The organism is Stenotrophomonas sp. Y6 (assembly GCF_022436665.1).
Lineage (GTDB): Bacteria > Pseudomonadota > Gammaproteobacteria > Xanthomonadales > Xanthomonadaceae > Stenotrophomonas > Stenotrophomonas acidaminiphila_A.
Genome location: NZ_JAKUKB010000002.1, coordinates 1 through 12,592, shown reverse-complemented (window position 1 = coordinate 12,592; position 12,592 = coordinate 1). Strand labels below are relative to the sequence as shown.

The window sequence follows — 12,592 nt, the reverse complement described above, 5'->3', positions numbered from 1 at the left end:
CAGTGAGCCGCCGCATGACCGATACGATTTTCGGCAAGATCATCCGCCGCGAAATTCCCGCCAGCATCGTCTACGAAGACGACGAGGTGCTGGGCTTCAAGGACATCGCCCCGCAGGCGCCGGTGCATGTCCTGTTCATTCCCAAGAACGAGGTCATCCCCACCCTGGACGACCTGCAGCCGGCGCAGGCGCACCTGGTCGGCAAGCTGGCGCTGGCCGCCGCCGAGTACGCGCGTCGGGAAGGTTTCGCGCAGAACGGCTACCGCATCGTCATGAACTGCCGCGAGGATGCCGGGCAGACGGTGTTCCATATCCACCTGCACCTGCTGGCCGGCGCGCCGCTGGGGCATTTCGGCGCGGCATGAGCCGGCATCCGCGGGACCCGGCGATGCGGGCCGTGCGCGGTCGCCTCCGCCGGTGCATCGGCCTGTTGCTGCTGGCGCTGCCATCGGTGGGGTTCGCGCAGGCGCTGCCGGACGCATCGGCGGCGGGCGCGGTCTTCCAGCGCATGCAGCAGTTGTGCGCGGCCGATGACGGCAAGGCCTGGGGGGTGAGCCTGTGCGGGCCGGTGCTGCTGGTCGATCCGGCCAGCCGCCAGTTCGTTGCCAGCATCGACGGGGCCGATACCGCACTGGAGCGCGACGGCCCGGTGTTCCGTGGCCGCCTGCCCGACAACGTCCCGGTCGCCAATACCGCCGTGGGCTGGAACGGGCGCACCTGGACCATGTTGATGCTGCCGCTGCCCGAAGACCCGGCGGCCCGCTCGATCCTGCTCATGCACGAGGCCTGGCACCGCATCCAGGCCGGAATCGGGCTGGCCGCGACCCACGCCGACCAGGACCAGCTGGAGACCGAGCAGGGACGCACGGCGCTGCGGCTTGAGCTGCGTGCGCTGGCGGCGGCGCTGGAGGCAACCAGCGCGGAGCAGCGGCGGCAGACCATTGCCGACGCGATGACCTTCCGCGCCTGGCGCCACGCGCGGTTCCCGCAGGCGGCTGCCGCCGAGGATGCGATGGAGCGCCACGAGGGCATCGCCGAGTACACCGGGCGCATCCTCGCGCAGGACGACGCGCTGCAGGCCCGGCTCGCCGCGCATCTGCGCCGTGGCGACGCGGTGACGGCCTATGCCCGCTCCTTCGCCTACTACACCGGGCCGGCCTACGGTGTCCTGCTGGACGGTGCCGCGCCGGGCTGGCGCAGTCGCTGGAACCGGCAGGACGGCCTGCCAGGGCTGCTCGCGGCCGCGCTGGGCATGCAGGCCGATGCCGGCGATGCCGCCTTCCAGCGCGCGGGCGCGCGCCATGGCCTGGCCGAGGTGGCGGCCGCCGAGCAGGCCCGCGCGCAGCACCAGGCCGGCGTGGTGGCTGCCCTGCGCGCGCGCCTGGTCGACGGCCCGGTGCTGGCCGTGCCGGTCAACGGTGCCAGTTTCAGTTTCGATCCGAACCGGGTGACGCCGTTGCCACCGCAGGGCGCGGTGTATGGCGTGATCCGCGCCGCGGCCGCCTGGGGCGTGCTGGAGGTGCGCGGCGATGGGCTGTTGTCCACCGACTGGAAGCGGCTGTCGGTGGCCCACGCCGGGGTGCGGCAGACGGCGGCTGGCTGGGAAGGCGAGGGCTGGGTGCTGACGCTGGCGCCGGGCTGGGCGCTGCAGCCCGGCGCGCGTCACGGCGACTGGACGCTCCGCAGGCTGGAGTGAGCCCTGCGGCTACAACGGGAAACGCCGCCCGAAGGCGGCGTTTGCAGTGTGCTGCGGACGCCGGGCTTACCACCAGCCGCCGCGCCAACCCCAGCCCCAGCCGGGGCCCCAGGTCGGTCCCCACGGACCGTACGGGTAGGCCGGCACTACTTCGACTTCGCGCTGCACCGGCCACAGATACACCACGTCGGCGGCGATCTTCGGCAGCGGGTAGTCGTATTCGCCGATCTTGGTGGTCTGGTAGCCGTCGATACGGCCGATGAAGGTCACGTCGCGGCCGGGCTCGAACACCGCCGGGTCGTAGAAGCCGGCGCGGCAGGCGAGGAAGCGGCCATCGCTGGCGTCGGCGGAGGTGGTGCTCGGGCGGCCATTGCCGTTGAGCGGGCGGGCGATCATCTGGAAACAGGTTTCGCCCTGACCGGGAATGGTCTCGATGATGCGGCCACCCCAGCGCACCGGCGTGCCGGTCTGCTTCTGCGCGACGCTGTCACGCGGGGACACCGTGCTGAACTGTCCCTGCAGCGGCTTGGGCGCGGTGGCACAGGCGGCCAGGGTCAGGCTGGCGGCGATGGCAATGAGGATGCGGGTCTTCATGTTCGTGCTCCGGTCGGTAATCCGGGTTGGGGGCGGTGCCTGTGCAGGTCACGCAATAATGAAGCCAGGTCCGACGAGGCGCCAGCGTAGCGCGCATCGCTGAAACGCTGGCTGAGCAGTACCAGCCCGCTGCCGGGCCGCACGGCGTCCACGCGCGCGGCCCAGGCGCCGGCGGTTTCGTGCGCCTGCCGGCCCAGGCCGAGGCGGGTGTAGCGGCGGTCCAGCCGGCGCCAGGCGCGCAGCAGCGGATCGCGCTCGCGTTCGCCGCGCGCCAGCAGCCAGGCCATGGCGGCGACGGCGACAAGCGCGAAGGCGGCGAGCAGCCCGACCAGCTGCGCCGGTTCCAGCCGCTCGATGCCGAACGGGCTGAGCAGCCGCTGCTGGCGGCGCGCGTCGAAGGACAGCACCAGGCCGTTCCAGCTGCGGCGCAGCCAATCGCCGGCCTGCGCGAGCTGCAGCCAGCGCGTTCCCATGTCCAGTCCGCCGCCGGCGGAGTCGCCGCGCGCCAGGCGGTCCTCCAGGGTGTCGCGGATACGCGCCGGGGCGACTGCCGCGGTCGGGTCGACGCGGGTCCAGCCGCGCTGTGGCAGCCACACCTCGGCCCAGGCGTGCGCGTCCATCCTGCGTACCAGCCAGTAGTCGCCGTAGCGGTTGCGGGTGCCGCCGGCGTAGCCGGTGACGACCCGCGCGGGGATGCCGGCGCCACGCATCAGCACCACGAAGGCGGAACTGAAGTGCTCGCAGAAGCCCGCCTTCCAGTCGAACAGGAACTCGTCGGCGCCGTGGCGGCCGGGCAGCGGCGTGCTCAGGGTGTAGCTGAAGTCGCGGCGGATCCACTGCATCGCGCGGCGGACGATGGCGACGTCGTCATTGCCGGCCTCCAGGCGCCACTGCCGGGCCAGCGCCAGCGTGCGTGGATTGAAGCCGCGCGGCAGTTGCAGCGCCTGCGCGCGCAGCTCCGGAGGCAGCGCCTGCTGGAAGCGCACCGGCGCCGCCGAACGCAGGTGCCAGCGGGTCAGCGTGGCCAGCGGCCGGGTGCTCACCAGGGTGTAGTCGGCGTCCAGCCAGGTTTCCTCGGGTGCGGCCAGCGGCAGGTCCAGCGCCACCAGTTCGCGCCGTTCGGTGGCTTCGTACTCGATCTGGTAGTCCCACTGCGGGGCGGCGCCGGCAACCGGTGGTGGCGGGCGCCGCCGCTGGCTTTCCAGCCGCGTCCAGGTGCGCCCGTCGAAGCGGGTGAGCACCGGGCCCCGCCAGTACCGCTGTTCGGGCGGGGGCGCGGCGCCAATGAACTGCGCGCGCAGTGCGGGGCTGTCGTCGGCCATCAGGTCCAGCCATTGCCCGGGCGCCATGGTGTCCGACAGCCCCGGGCGCGCCACCGCCCGTTCGGGGATGCCCCACAGCGGTGTCGGCAGCCGCGGCAACAGCCAGAACCCGGCCAGTGCCAGCGGCAGCGCGACCGCCAGCAGCCGGCCGACGGTCCGCAACTGCAGCATGGTCGGCTGTGCCGCCGCCCCGGTCTCGGCGTCGGCCAGGTGTTGCAGCCCGAGCAGGGCGCTGGCGACCGCCGCCAGCGACAGCAGCAGGGTGGTCGGGCCCTGGTCGAGCAGGAAGGCGGCAAACGGCGCGAACAGCGCGAAGCCCAGCAGGCTGCGTGCGTCACGCAGGCTGCGCAGTTCGCTGGACTTGATCGCCAGCATCGCCGCCAGCAGCGCGCAACCGGTGTCGCGCCCCGGCGATGCGCCCATCTGCCAGTAGATCGCGAGCAGCATGGTGGCGACCAGCAACAGGCGCAGCGGCAGCGGCAGCGGGCGGCGCCAGGCCAGCAGCGCCACCAGCAGCGCGGTGCCGGCGAACACCGCGGCCAGCACGCCCGGCAACTGCAGCAACAGCGGCAGCAGGGCCAGCGCGGTGGTCAGCAGTGCCGCGTTGCGCGCGGTCGGGTTCAAGGGGGGCAAACGGGCGCGCCCGGTCATGGCACACCTGCGCGCGCGCCGGCGTGCGCGCCATGTTGTCGTGGAAAGCGGCGGTCCGTCGGCTTGTTCATGCGTCGGGCATCAGTGCCAGCGCACGCAGGCACTGGTGGCGGTGGGCGTCGCCGGTGGCCGGCCCCAGCGGGGGCTGGCCAGGCAACAGCAGGCGGTAGCGGCGGCCTTCGCGTTCGGCATCGTCCACCCAGCGCGCCAGGCGCGCGATGCGGCGTTCGTACGGCAGCGGGCCGAGCGCTTGCCAGTCCAGCAGCAGTTCGGTGCCGGCCGGGCGTTCGTACTCGCGCACCAGCAGGGTGTCGCGGCGGGCGGAATGTTTCCAGGCGATCGCACGGCGCGCATCACCCTGGCGATAAGGCCGCAGCTGCTGCAATTCGTCGCCGAGCGGATGCGGGCGGGTGCGGGTGGAGGCGTCGCCGCTGTCGGGCAGCGGCGGCGCGGGGTGTTCCGGGGCGGGGTAGACCAGCACTGGTGGCGCCGGCCAGATCCAGCTCCAGGCACGGACCAGCCCCAGCGGCTGGGTAGTGGCGAGCTGGATCCGCTGCAACTGCAGCCAGCCGCGGCGCGCGGTGGGCAACCACAGGTCGACTTCCGTGCGATCGCTGCCGGCAAGGTCCGCGAAGGCGAAGGCCGCGCCGCTGGATGCCCGCAGTCCGCGGCGCGGGCGGCGGTCGTCGCGGGCCAGTGCCAGCCGCAGCCGCAGCGGCTGCCCGGCCGCCACCGGCTCGGCCGAGACCGCGTCCACGCGCAGCCCGGCCAACTGCAGGTGCGCCTGCAGCGCGCTGGCCAGCGCGGTGGCCGCAAGCAGCAGTGCCAGCAGCAGCGCCGGATTGTTGTTGTAGTTCAGCGCGCCCAGCAGCATCACCGCCAGCAGCGCGGCCAGGAACAGCCCGAAGCCGGTCGGCAGCACGTAGATGCGGTGGCGGTCGAGCGTGACCGGCAGCGACTCGGGCCGGCGCGGGCGCGCGAGCCGCTGCAGGGCCTGCAGGCGGGCGTGCAACCAGGCCTGCATCTCAGTCGACCTGCACGCCGTGCAGGATGGTGCTGGCCAGCGCGGTGCCGGAGGACGCCTCCGCCTCGGCGACCAGCCGGTGCCCGGCCACGGCGACGAACAGCGCCTGCACGTCATCGGGCAGCACATGGTCGCGGCCGGCCAGCAGCGCATGCGCCCTGGACGCGCGCAGCAGGGCGATGCCGGCGCGCGGCGACAGTCCCACACGAACCCCGGGCTGCTGCCGGCTGCGCGCCAGCAGGCGCTGCACGTAGTCGACCAGCGCATCGCTGGCATGTACCTGCTCGACCGCCAGGCGCAGGTCGCGGATGTCCTGTTCGGCAAGGCTGGGCAGCGTCTGCGCGATCATGTCGCGGCGGCTGGCGCCGGCCAGCAGGGCACGCTCGGCCCCGGCATCGGGATAGCCGAGGGTGAGCCGCAGCAGGAAGCGGTCCAGCTGCGAGTCCGGCAGCGGGAACGTGCCGGACATGTCCACCGGGTTCTGCGTGGCGATCACGAAGAACGGATCGGGCAGCGCATGCGTGGTGCCGTCGATGGTCACCTGCTGCTCGGCCATCGCCTCCAGCAGCGCGCTCTGCGTGCGCGGCGGCGCGCGGTTGATCTCGTCGGCCAGCAGCACGTTGCTGAACACCGGCCCCGGATGGAACCGGAAGCCGCGGCTCTCCGCCTCGTAGATGGACACTCCCAGCACGTCGGCGGGCAGCAGGTCGGAGGTGAACTGCACGCGCTGGAACTGCAGGCCCAGGGTCGATGCCATGGCGTGGGCGAGGGTGGTCTTGCCCAGTCCGGGCAGGTCCTCGATCAGCAGGTGGCCGCCGGACAGCAGCGCGACGAACGCCAGCCTGACCTCGGTGGTCTTGCCCAGCACCAGCGCGTTGACCTGCTGCTGCGCCTGCTGCAGGGCCTGGAAGGCGACATCGGTTAGCATTCTTGGTGACGGCAACGGAGCCATGGTCGTCTCGGATCAGGGGTCGAAGGGAGTTTAAGCGCCAATGCAGGTGGGTCAGCGTGCGCGCAATGCGTTCGTCGTACTTTGGGTGACGGTCACGGTGCTGAAGGCGATCGTGGCGGCGCGCCTGCCATTGTTCGTCGACGAGGCGTTCTACTGGCAGGAGGGGCGGCATCTGGCGGCCGCCTACTCGGACCTGCCGGGGCTGACGGCCTGGATGACCCGGCTCGGCGGCGAACTGGCCGGCCACCATGCGTTCGGCATCCGCCTGCCATTCCTGCTGATGGGGGCGCTGCTGCCGTGGATGGTGGTGCGGGTATCGACGCGCTGGTTCGGTGCGCGGGTGGGCTGGCAGGCCGGGTCGCTGACGCTGTTGATGCCGCTTTCGGCGACGCTCGGCATCCTCGCGGTGCCGGACGTGCCCATGGCGTTCGCGGCCCTGCTGTGCCTGGCGGCCGGTGCCCGCCTGCTGCGCAGCGTCGATGCCGGCGGTGCGCTGATGCTGGCCGCTGGCCTGGTGCTGGGCGCGTTGAGCCACTATCGCTTCATCGGGGTGATCGCGGTCGGCTTCATCGCGCTGCTGCTGTTGCCGGAGGGCCGGCGCACGCTGCGCGACGCGCGGGTGTGGATGGCGCTGACGGTCGGCATCGTCGCCTGGCTGCCGCTGCTGTCCTGGAACATGGACAACCAGGATGCCGGCCTGAAGTTCCAGCTGGTCGAGCGCCACCCGTGGGCCTTCCAGGCCAGTGGGCTGTGGTTCCTGGTCATCCAGCCGCTGCTGGTGACGCCGCTGCTGTGCATCGCACTGTGGCAGGCGTGCGTCTCCGGCCTCCGCCCGCAGCCCGCCGGCCACCAGCACCGCGTGCAATGGCGCTATTTCGCGCTGGTCGGCGGCGTTTCCACGCTCGCGATCTTCCTGCTGGGATTCTTCACCGACGTCGAGCGCATCAGCTTCCACTGGCCGCTGCCGGGTTATTTCGCCCTGCTGGTGGTGGTGCCGCTGGTCCTGGGCCGCTGGCGCCGCGGCTGGCGCCGGCTCGCCTGGGCGCTGGTGCTGCTGGGCGCGGCCTGTGCGTTCGGCTACTACCTGACCGCGGCCTCGCCGGCACTGCGCGCGCAGCTTGCCGGCAACAAGTTCTACCCACGCAATTTCGCCGGCTGGCAGCCGCTGGCCGACGCGGTGCGCGAGGAGCTGGCGGCCATGCCGGAAGGCACCCGGGTGCTGGCCGGCAGCTTCAAGGTCGGTGCCGAGCTGGGATTCCTCCGCGATGACGCGTCCATCCATGTGTTGCCGCATCCGCTCAACGACAAGCACGGGCGTACCGCGCAGCTGGCGCTGTGGGGGGTGATCGGGGAAGAACGCCGCAGCGGCCCGCGGCTGCTGGTGCTGGCGCCCGGTGACCAGCGCTACCGTGACCTGCTGGCGCGCTACCACCAGGTGTGCGCCCTGGTGGGGCCGCTGCCGCCGCCGCGGGTGGTGTCCACCGATCATGGCTACCAGCGCTTCCTGCTGTTCCGGCTGCCCGCGACGAAGCCGTCCGGCCCCTGCGTCACCCCGGCGATGGCCTGGGTCGATGCGCCGCTGCCCGGGGCGCAGGCGCGCGACGCGCTGGAGGTGGCCGGCTGGGCCTTCAAGGACGGCGTGGGCCTGGCGGCGGTGGAGATACTGGTCGACGGCGAGGTCGCGGCGCGGGCCGATTACGGGCTGGAGAACGACGTGACCGGCTTCTGGAAGATCTCCACCGATCCCCATCATCCCCGCGTCGGTTTCCGCGCGCGCCTGGATGTCCGCGCGCTGCCGCCCGGCCGCCACTGGCTCGGCCTGCGCCTGCACGGCACCGACGGCAGCGTCGAGGACTGGTGGGAGCAGCCCTTCCAGGTCGCGCGCTGACCTGTTCTCGCGGCCGCTTCCGCTGCCCCCCCGTTTGCCTGTTCCTTGTCGCTGGTACCGATAGTCATGGATAGAACCCGCATCGCCGTCCTCGTGCCCTGTTACAACGAGGCAGCCACCGTCGCCAGAGTGGTCGGCGATTTCGCCCGCCACCTGCCCGGGGCGGACATCATCGTGCTGGACAACAATTCCCGCGACGGCACCGCCGGGGTGGCGCGGGCGGCGGGTGCGCGGGTGATCGAGGTGCCGCTGCAGGGCAAGGGCAACGTGGTGCGGCGTGGATTCGCGGACATCGATGCCGATGTCTACGTGCTCGTCGATGGCGACGACACCTACGAAGCGGCGGCCGCGCCACGGCTGGTGCGGCGGCTGCTCGACGACGGCCTGGACATGGTGGTGGGCGCGCGCCGTGACCAGGAAAAAGCGGCGTATCGCCCGGGCCATCGCATCGGCAACGTGCTGCTGACCCGCTGCGCGGGCATCCTGTTCGGCAACAGTTTCGACGACATGCTGTCCGGTTACCGGGTGTTCTCGCGGCGCTACGTGCGCTCGTTCGCGGCCCATGCGCGTGGCTTCGAGATCGAAACGGAACTGGCCGTGCATGCGCTGCAGTTGCGGATGCCGGTGGCCGAGGTGGATACCGCCTACGGCGTGCGCCCGGAGGGCTCGGAGAGCAAGCTCAGTACCTGGCGCGACGGCTGGCGGATCCTGCGCACCATCGCCAAGCTGTTCAAGAGCGAGCGGCCGCTGTTGTTCTTCTCCATCGGCGGCATCGCCAGCATGGTGCTCTCGGTGGTACTGGCGGTGCCGCTGCTGGTGACGTACCTAGAGACCGGGCTGGTGCCGCGCTTCCCGACCGCTGTCCTGTGCGCGGCGCTGGCGCTGATGGGTTTCCTGCTGCTGGCCTGCGGGCTGATCCTGGACACGGTGACCCGTGGCCGCATCGAAGCCAAGCACATGGCCTACCTGGCCGTACCGGCGCCGGCGCGGGCCGGCGGGGACGGGCAATGAGCGCCGTCCGCGTGTCTGGCGCGCGACGGATCCGCGCGCCGCTGCGCCGCCTCGCCGTCGTGCTGGAACGCTGGTTCGCCTTCGATACGCCCGGCAACGTGGTCCGCGCCACCGCGGCGATCATGCTGGCCGGCGGCATCGTCTCGCTGCTGCTGGGGCAGGACGCCAACTGGGACCTGCGCAACTATCACCTCTACAACGGTTATGCGTTGCTGCATGGCCGGCTGCTGCAGGACCTGGCGCCCGCGCAGATGCAGAGCTACTTCAGCCCGTTGCTGGATGTGTTCCATTACCTGCTGATGGCGCGGTTGCCGGCACCGCTGGCGGGGTTCGCGCTGGGGGCGCTGCATGGCCTGGTGTTCCTGCCGGTTGCCGGTATCGCCTGGCTCGCGCTGCGCGGGCAGCCGCGACGGGCCCGGCTGGCGCCGCTGCTGGCAGTGGCGGGGCTGTGTACCAGCGGCTTCCTGTCCGAGTTCGGCGGCAGCATGGCCGACAACACCACCGCGCTGTTCGTGACCGCGGCGCTGTACATGGTGCTGCTGGCGCAACGACGCCAGGCCGACGGCGCGCGCCGCGCCGAGCTGCTGGCCTGGACGGTGGCGGGCGCGGTGCTCGGCATCGCCGTGGCGCTCAAGCTGACCAACGCCATCTACGCCGTGGCGCTGGGGGTGGCGGCGGTGTGCGCGGGCGGCCCATGGTCGCGCCGGCTGACCGGCGCGGGCGTGCTGACCCTGGCTGCGTTGGTGGTGGCCGCGGCACTGGCCGGCGGGTGGTACCTGCGGGTCTGGCAGGCATTCGGCAACCCGCTGTTCCCGCAGTTCAACGCGCTGTTCCAGGGGCCGCTGGCCGCGCCGATATCGGTGGCCGATGTGCGCTGGCTGCCGCGCGGCGCCTGGGAACACCTGACCTGGCCGCTGCAGTTCGCGGTCGATCCGCTGCGGGTGAGCGAGATCCGGCTGCTGCAGCTGGTCTGGCCGTTGCTGTACCTGGCGACCCTGGCGCTGCTGTTGCGCCGCTTCGCGCGCGGGGCCCTGGCGCCACCGGCGTTCGCACCGGCGATGCGGGGCGTGCTGGTGTTCTTCGGCATCGGCTACGTGCTCTGGCAGGGCCTGTTCAGCATCCACCGCTACCTGGTCGTGCTGGAACTGCTGGCGCCGCTGGTGCTGTGGTTCCTGTGCCAGCGCCTGCTGCCGGGTGGACGCGCGGCCCAGGTGGGCGGCTGGGCCATCGGCGTGGTGGCGGTGGCCTCGCTGCTGGGCTGGAACACGTGGGGGCACGAACGTTGGGCGCGTCAGGGCTTCAGCGTGGAGGCGCCGCCGATGCCGGCGCCGGAGCGCAGCGTGGTGCTGCTGGTGGGCGGCGATCCGCAGGCCTGGCGCGTGCCGTGGTTGCCCGGCCAGGCGCGCTATGTGGGAGTGGCGACCAATTTCCCCGAGTCTGCCGCCTACCGCGCACGACTGGCCGCCATGGTGGAGGCGCGGGAACAGCGCTTCGCGATGCTGCCTGCCGCGCAGCGCCAGGATGGGGCGCGCTGGGCACGCCTGAACCGCTGGGCGCAGGTTTTCGGCCTGACCGCGGGGCGTGGCTGCGACCGCCTGCGCTGGCTGGCCGGCAAGGCGCGGGGATTGCGCGCGGAGGTGGAGGTGCCCGACCCGGGGCAGTGCCGCCTCGGGCCGCGTCGCGGCGCCAGCCAGGAACCGGTGGATGCCTCGGTACAGGCACGTAGCCAGGCACGCCAGCAACTGGCCGGCTACGGGCTGCTGCTGGATGAAGGATCGTGCGTGACCCTGGACAGCCGCATCGGCCAGGGCCGTTACCCGTACCAGTGGTGCCGGGTCGGGCTGGTGCGCTGAAACGGGTTCAGGGCAGCGCCAGGCCGGCTTCGCGCAGCAGCCTGGACAGGCCGATCAGCGGCAGGCCGACCAGTGCGGTCGGGTCCTGCGAATGGATGGCCTCGAACAGGGTGATGCCCAGCCCCTCGCACTTGAAGCTGCCGGCGCAGTCCAGCGGCAGCTCCGCGTCGACATAGCGTTCGATCTCGTCCGCGTGCAGGGGGCGGAAGCCGACCCGGGTCAGGTCGACCGCCTGCAGGTGGCGCTCGCCATCACTCACGCAGACCGCGGTATGGAACAGCACCTGGCGGCCGGACATCGCGGCCAGCTGCGCGCGGGCGGCTTCGCCGGTGCCCGGCTTGCCGAGCGGCGCACCGTCCAGTTCCGCGACCTGGTCCGAGCCGATGACCCACGCGCCGGGGTGCGCGGCGGCCACCGCGGCGGCTTTCGCCCGCGCGAGCCGGGTGGCCAGTTGCCGCGGCGGTTCGGCCGGCAGCGGCGTCTCGTCCACCGCCGGCGCCACGCAGCTGAACGGGACCCGCAGCCGCGACAGCAGGTCGGCCCGGTAGCGGGAAGTGGAGGCGAGGATCAGGGCAGGCATGCGACAATACCGGGGTGAAAGCGGCGCCGAGTCTGCGGCGCGGCCGCCGTGGTGGCAATGCCGGCACGATGGATTTGACAGCCGGCAGGCCTGTCCTTAACATTCTGCAGCTTATGTCCGCGAACGTGCCCGAATTGCTGGATGCTTGGCGGATGGTCGCAGCGCGCAGGCGCTTCGAAGGCCGGGTGTCGTTGTCCGCACTGGCACGCCTGCAGGGGCTGGTCGCCGATGCCGAGGGAGAGTGCAGGTATGCGCTGGAATTCGGTCGCGACGAGATCCTGCGGGTCGCCTATGTCGAGCTGACCATCGATGCCGCGCTGCCGCTGGTGTGCCAGCGCAGCATGCAGCGTTTCCTGTTGCCGGTGCACCTGGTACAGCGGCTGGGCCTGGTACGCGACGAGGACGAGGAACAGGCGCTTCCGCCGGATTACGAAGCGCTGCTGGTGCCGGAAGACGGCAACCTGCGGCCGCTGGACCTGGTGGAAGACGAGCTGGTGATGGCGGTGCCGGTGGTGCCGGTGGCGCCGGGAAGCGAAGCGGTCGAGCGCGACTTCTCCGCGACCACCGAGGAACTGGGCAAGGCCAATCCGTTCGCGGCGTTGGCGGCGCTGAAGAAACAATAGCAGCCGGTTGTCGTCGGCGGCTGCGGCGAAAGCAAAACCAGTGCCGGATGCTCGCATCACGCGCACTGCAACGACGAAACGAACGAACCGAGTTTGGAGCAATCCCATGGCTGTGCAGAAATCCCGTGTTACCCCGTCCCGCCGCGGCCAGCGCCGTTCGCACGACTCGCTGAGCGCCAAGCAGCTGTCCACCGACCCGACCACCGGCGAAGTGCACCTGCGTCACCACATCACCGCTGACGGTTTCTACCGTGGCAAGAAGGTGATCACGACCAAGACCTCGGTCGTCGAAGAAGATTGATCCGCGTCGGGGGGGGGGCCCCCCGGGGGGGGGGCCCCCCCCCCCCCCGCGGGGGGGCCCCCCCCCCCCCCCCCCCCCCCCCCCCCCCCCCAGCAGT

General features: G+C 71.9%; 12 protein-coding genes. 7 read left to right on the top strand and 5 right to left on the bottom strand.

Annotated elements, in window-relative coordinates:
* Window positions 1-14: 14 nt before the first annotated feature.
* Both MKP15_RS02765 and MKP15_RS02760 read left to right on the top strand, forming a co-directional pair.
* A complete protein-coding gene (locus tag MKP15_RS02765; protein WP_104938202.1) occupies window positions 15-365 on the top strand; it encodes a histidine triad nucleotide-binding protein in 351 nt (116 codons plus the stop codon).
* A gap of 32 nt (window positions 366-397) precedes the next feature.
* The gene (locus MKP15_RS02760) at window positions 398-1,696 is read left to right on the top strand and encodes a hypothetical protein (protein WP_240211729.1); all 1,299 of its coding nucleotides are present in this window, start codon (window positions 398-400) and stop codon (window positions 1,694-1,696) included.
* Between the two features lie 66 nt (window positions 1,697-1,762).
* Here the strand turns inward: MKP15_RS02760 and MKP15_RS02755 are convergent, their stop codons facing one another.
* The 4 genes from MKP15_RS02755 to MKP15_RS02740 all read right to left on the bottom strand — a co-directional run bounded on the left by MKP15_RS02755 (window position 1,763) and on the right by MKP15_RS02740 (window position 6,215).
* Window positions 1,763-2,290 carry a Slp family lipoprotein gene (locus MKP15_RS02755; RefSeq protein WP_240211728.1) on the bottom strand — a complete coding sequence of 176 codons (528 nt, stop codon included), beginning with the start codon at window positions 2,288-2,290 and terminating at the stop codon, window positions 1,763-1,765.
* The gene (locus MKP15_RS02750) at window positions 2,287-4,263 is read right to left on the bottom strand and encodes a DUF3488 and transglutaminase-like domain-containing protein (protein ID WP_240211727.1); all 1,977 of its coding nucleotides are present in this window, start codon (window positions 4,261-4,263) and stop codon (window positions 2,287-2,289) included. The genes MKP15_RS02755 and MKP15_RS02750 overlap by 4 nt, the downstream gene beginning before the upstream one ends.
* 67 nt (window positions 4,264-4,330) lie before the next feature.
* Window positions 4,331-5,287: a DUF58 domain-containing protein gene (locus MKP15_RS02745; protein ID WP_240211726.1), complete on the bottom strand. Its 957-nt coding sequence runs from the start codon at window positions 5,285-5,287 to the stop codon at window positions 4,331-4,333.
* A 1-nt stretch (window position 5,288) separates the two neighbouring features.
* Window positions 5,289-6,215 carry an AAA family ATPase gene (locus MKP15_RS02740; protein WP_240211725.1) on the bottom strand — a complete coding sequence of 309 codons (927 nt, stop codon included), beginning with the start codon at window positions 6,213-6,215 and terminating at the stop codon, window positions 5,289-5,291.
* Window positions 6,216-6,279: 64 nt separating this feature from the next.
* Between MKP15_RS02740 and MKP15_RS02735 the strand changes: the two genes are divergently transcribed.
* The 3 genes from MKP15_RS02735 to MKP15_RS02725 all read left to right on the top strand — a co-directional run bounded on the left by MKP15_RS02735 (window position 6,280) and on the right by MKP15_RS02725 (window position 10,991).
* On the top strand, window positions 6,280-8,127 hold the full coding sequence (locus tag MKP15_RS02735; RefSeq protein ID WP_240211724.1) for a glycosyltransferase family 39 protein: 1,848 nt from the start codon (window positions 6,280-6,282) through the stop codon (window positions 8,125-8,127).
* 66 nt (window positions 8,128-8,193) lie between these two features.
* On the top strand, window positions 8,194-9,138 hold the full coding sequence (locus MKP15_RS02730) for a glycosyltransferase family 2 protein (RefSeq protein ID WP_240211723.1): 945 nt from the start codon (window positions 8,194-8,196) through the stop codon (window positions 9,136-9,138).
* A complete protein-coding gene (locus MKP15_RS02725; protein ID WP_240211722.1) occupies window positions 9,135-10,991 on the top strand; it encodes a hypothetical protein in 1,857 nt (618 codons plus the stop codon). Before MKP15_RS02730 ends, MKP15_RS02725 begins: the two co-directional genes overlap by 4 nt.
* A gap of 7 nt (window positions 10,992-10,998) precedes the next feature.
* Here the strand turns inward: MKP15_RS02725 and MKP15_RS02720 are convergent, their stop codons facing one another.
* A complete protein-coding gene (locus MKP15_RS02720; protein ID WP_240211721.1) occupies window positions 10,999-11,571 on the bottom strand; it encodes a Maf family nucleotide pyrophosphatase in 573 nt (190 codons plus the stop codon).
* A gap of 113 nt (window positions 11,572-11,684) precedes the next feature.
* Between MKP15_RS02720 and MKP15_RS02715 the strand changes: the two genes are divergently transcribed.
* On the top strand, window positions 11,685-12,194 hold the full coding sequence (locus tag MKP15_RS02715; protein WP_240211720.1) for a YceD family protein: 510 nt from the start codon (window positions 11,685-11,687) through the stop codon (window positions 12,192-12,194).
* A gap of 106 nt (window positions 12,195-12,300) precedes the next feature.
* Window positions 12,301-12,495 carry a 50S ribosomal protein L32 gene (gene rpmF, locus MKP15_RS02710; protein ID WP_054663666.1) on the top strand — a complete coding sequence of 65 codons (195 nt, stop codon included), beginning with the start codon at window positions 12,301-12,303 and terminating at the stop codon, window positions 12,493-12,495.
* Window positions 12,496-12,592 lie beyond the last annotated feature (97 nt).

Excerpts from the sequence above, each read along its gene's own strand:
- MKP15_RS02765 (WP_104938202.1), top strand. The coding sequence starts at position 15 with ATGACCGATACGATTTTCGGCAAGATCATCCGCCGCGAAATTCCCGCC.
- MKP15_RS02755 (WP_240211728.1), bottom strand. The coding sequence starts at position 2,290 with ATGAAGACCCGCATCCTCATTGCCATCGCCGCCAGCCTGACCCTGGCC.
- MKP15_RS02750 (WP_240211727.1), bottom strand. The coding sequence starts at position 4,263 with ATGACCGGGCGCGCCCGTTTGCCCCCCTTGAACCCGACCGCGCGCAAC.
- MKP15_RS02745 (WP_240211726.1), bottom strand. The coding sequence starts at position 5,287 with ATGCAGGCCTGGTTGCACGCCCGCCTGCAGGCCCTGCAGCGGCTCGCG.
- MKP15_RS02740 (WP_240211725.1), bottom strand. The coding sequence starts at position 6,215 with ATGCTAACCGATGTCGCCTTCCAGGCCCTGCAGCAGGCGCAGCAGCAG.
- MKP15_RS02735 (WP_240211724.1), top strand. The coding sequence starts at position 6,280 with ATGCAGGTGGGTCAGCGTGCGCGCAATGCGTTCGTCGTACTTTGGGTG.
- MKP15_RS02730 (WP_240211723.1), top strand. The coding sequence starts at position 8,194 with ATGGATAGAACCCGCATCGCCGTCCTCGTGCCCTGTTACAACGAGGCA.
- MKP15_RS02725 (WP_240211722.1), top strand. The coding sequence starts at position 9,135 with ATGAGCGCCGTCCGCGTGTCTGGCGCGCGACGGATCCGCGCGCCGCTG.
- MKP15_RS02720 (WP_240211721.1), bottom strand. The coding sequence starts at position 11,571 with ATGCCTGCCCTGATCCTCGCCTCCACTTCCCGCTACCGGGCCGACCTG.
- MKP15_RS02715 (WP_240211720.1), top strand. The coding sequence starts at position 11,685 with ATGTCCGCGAACGTGCCCGAATTGCTGGATGCTTGGCGGATGGTCGCA.
- rpmF (WP_054663666.1), top strand. The coding sequence starts at position 12,301 with ATGGCTGTGCAGAAATCCCGTGTTACCCCGTCCCGCCGCGGCCAGCGC.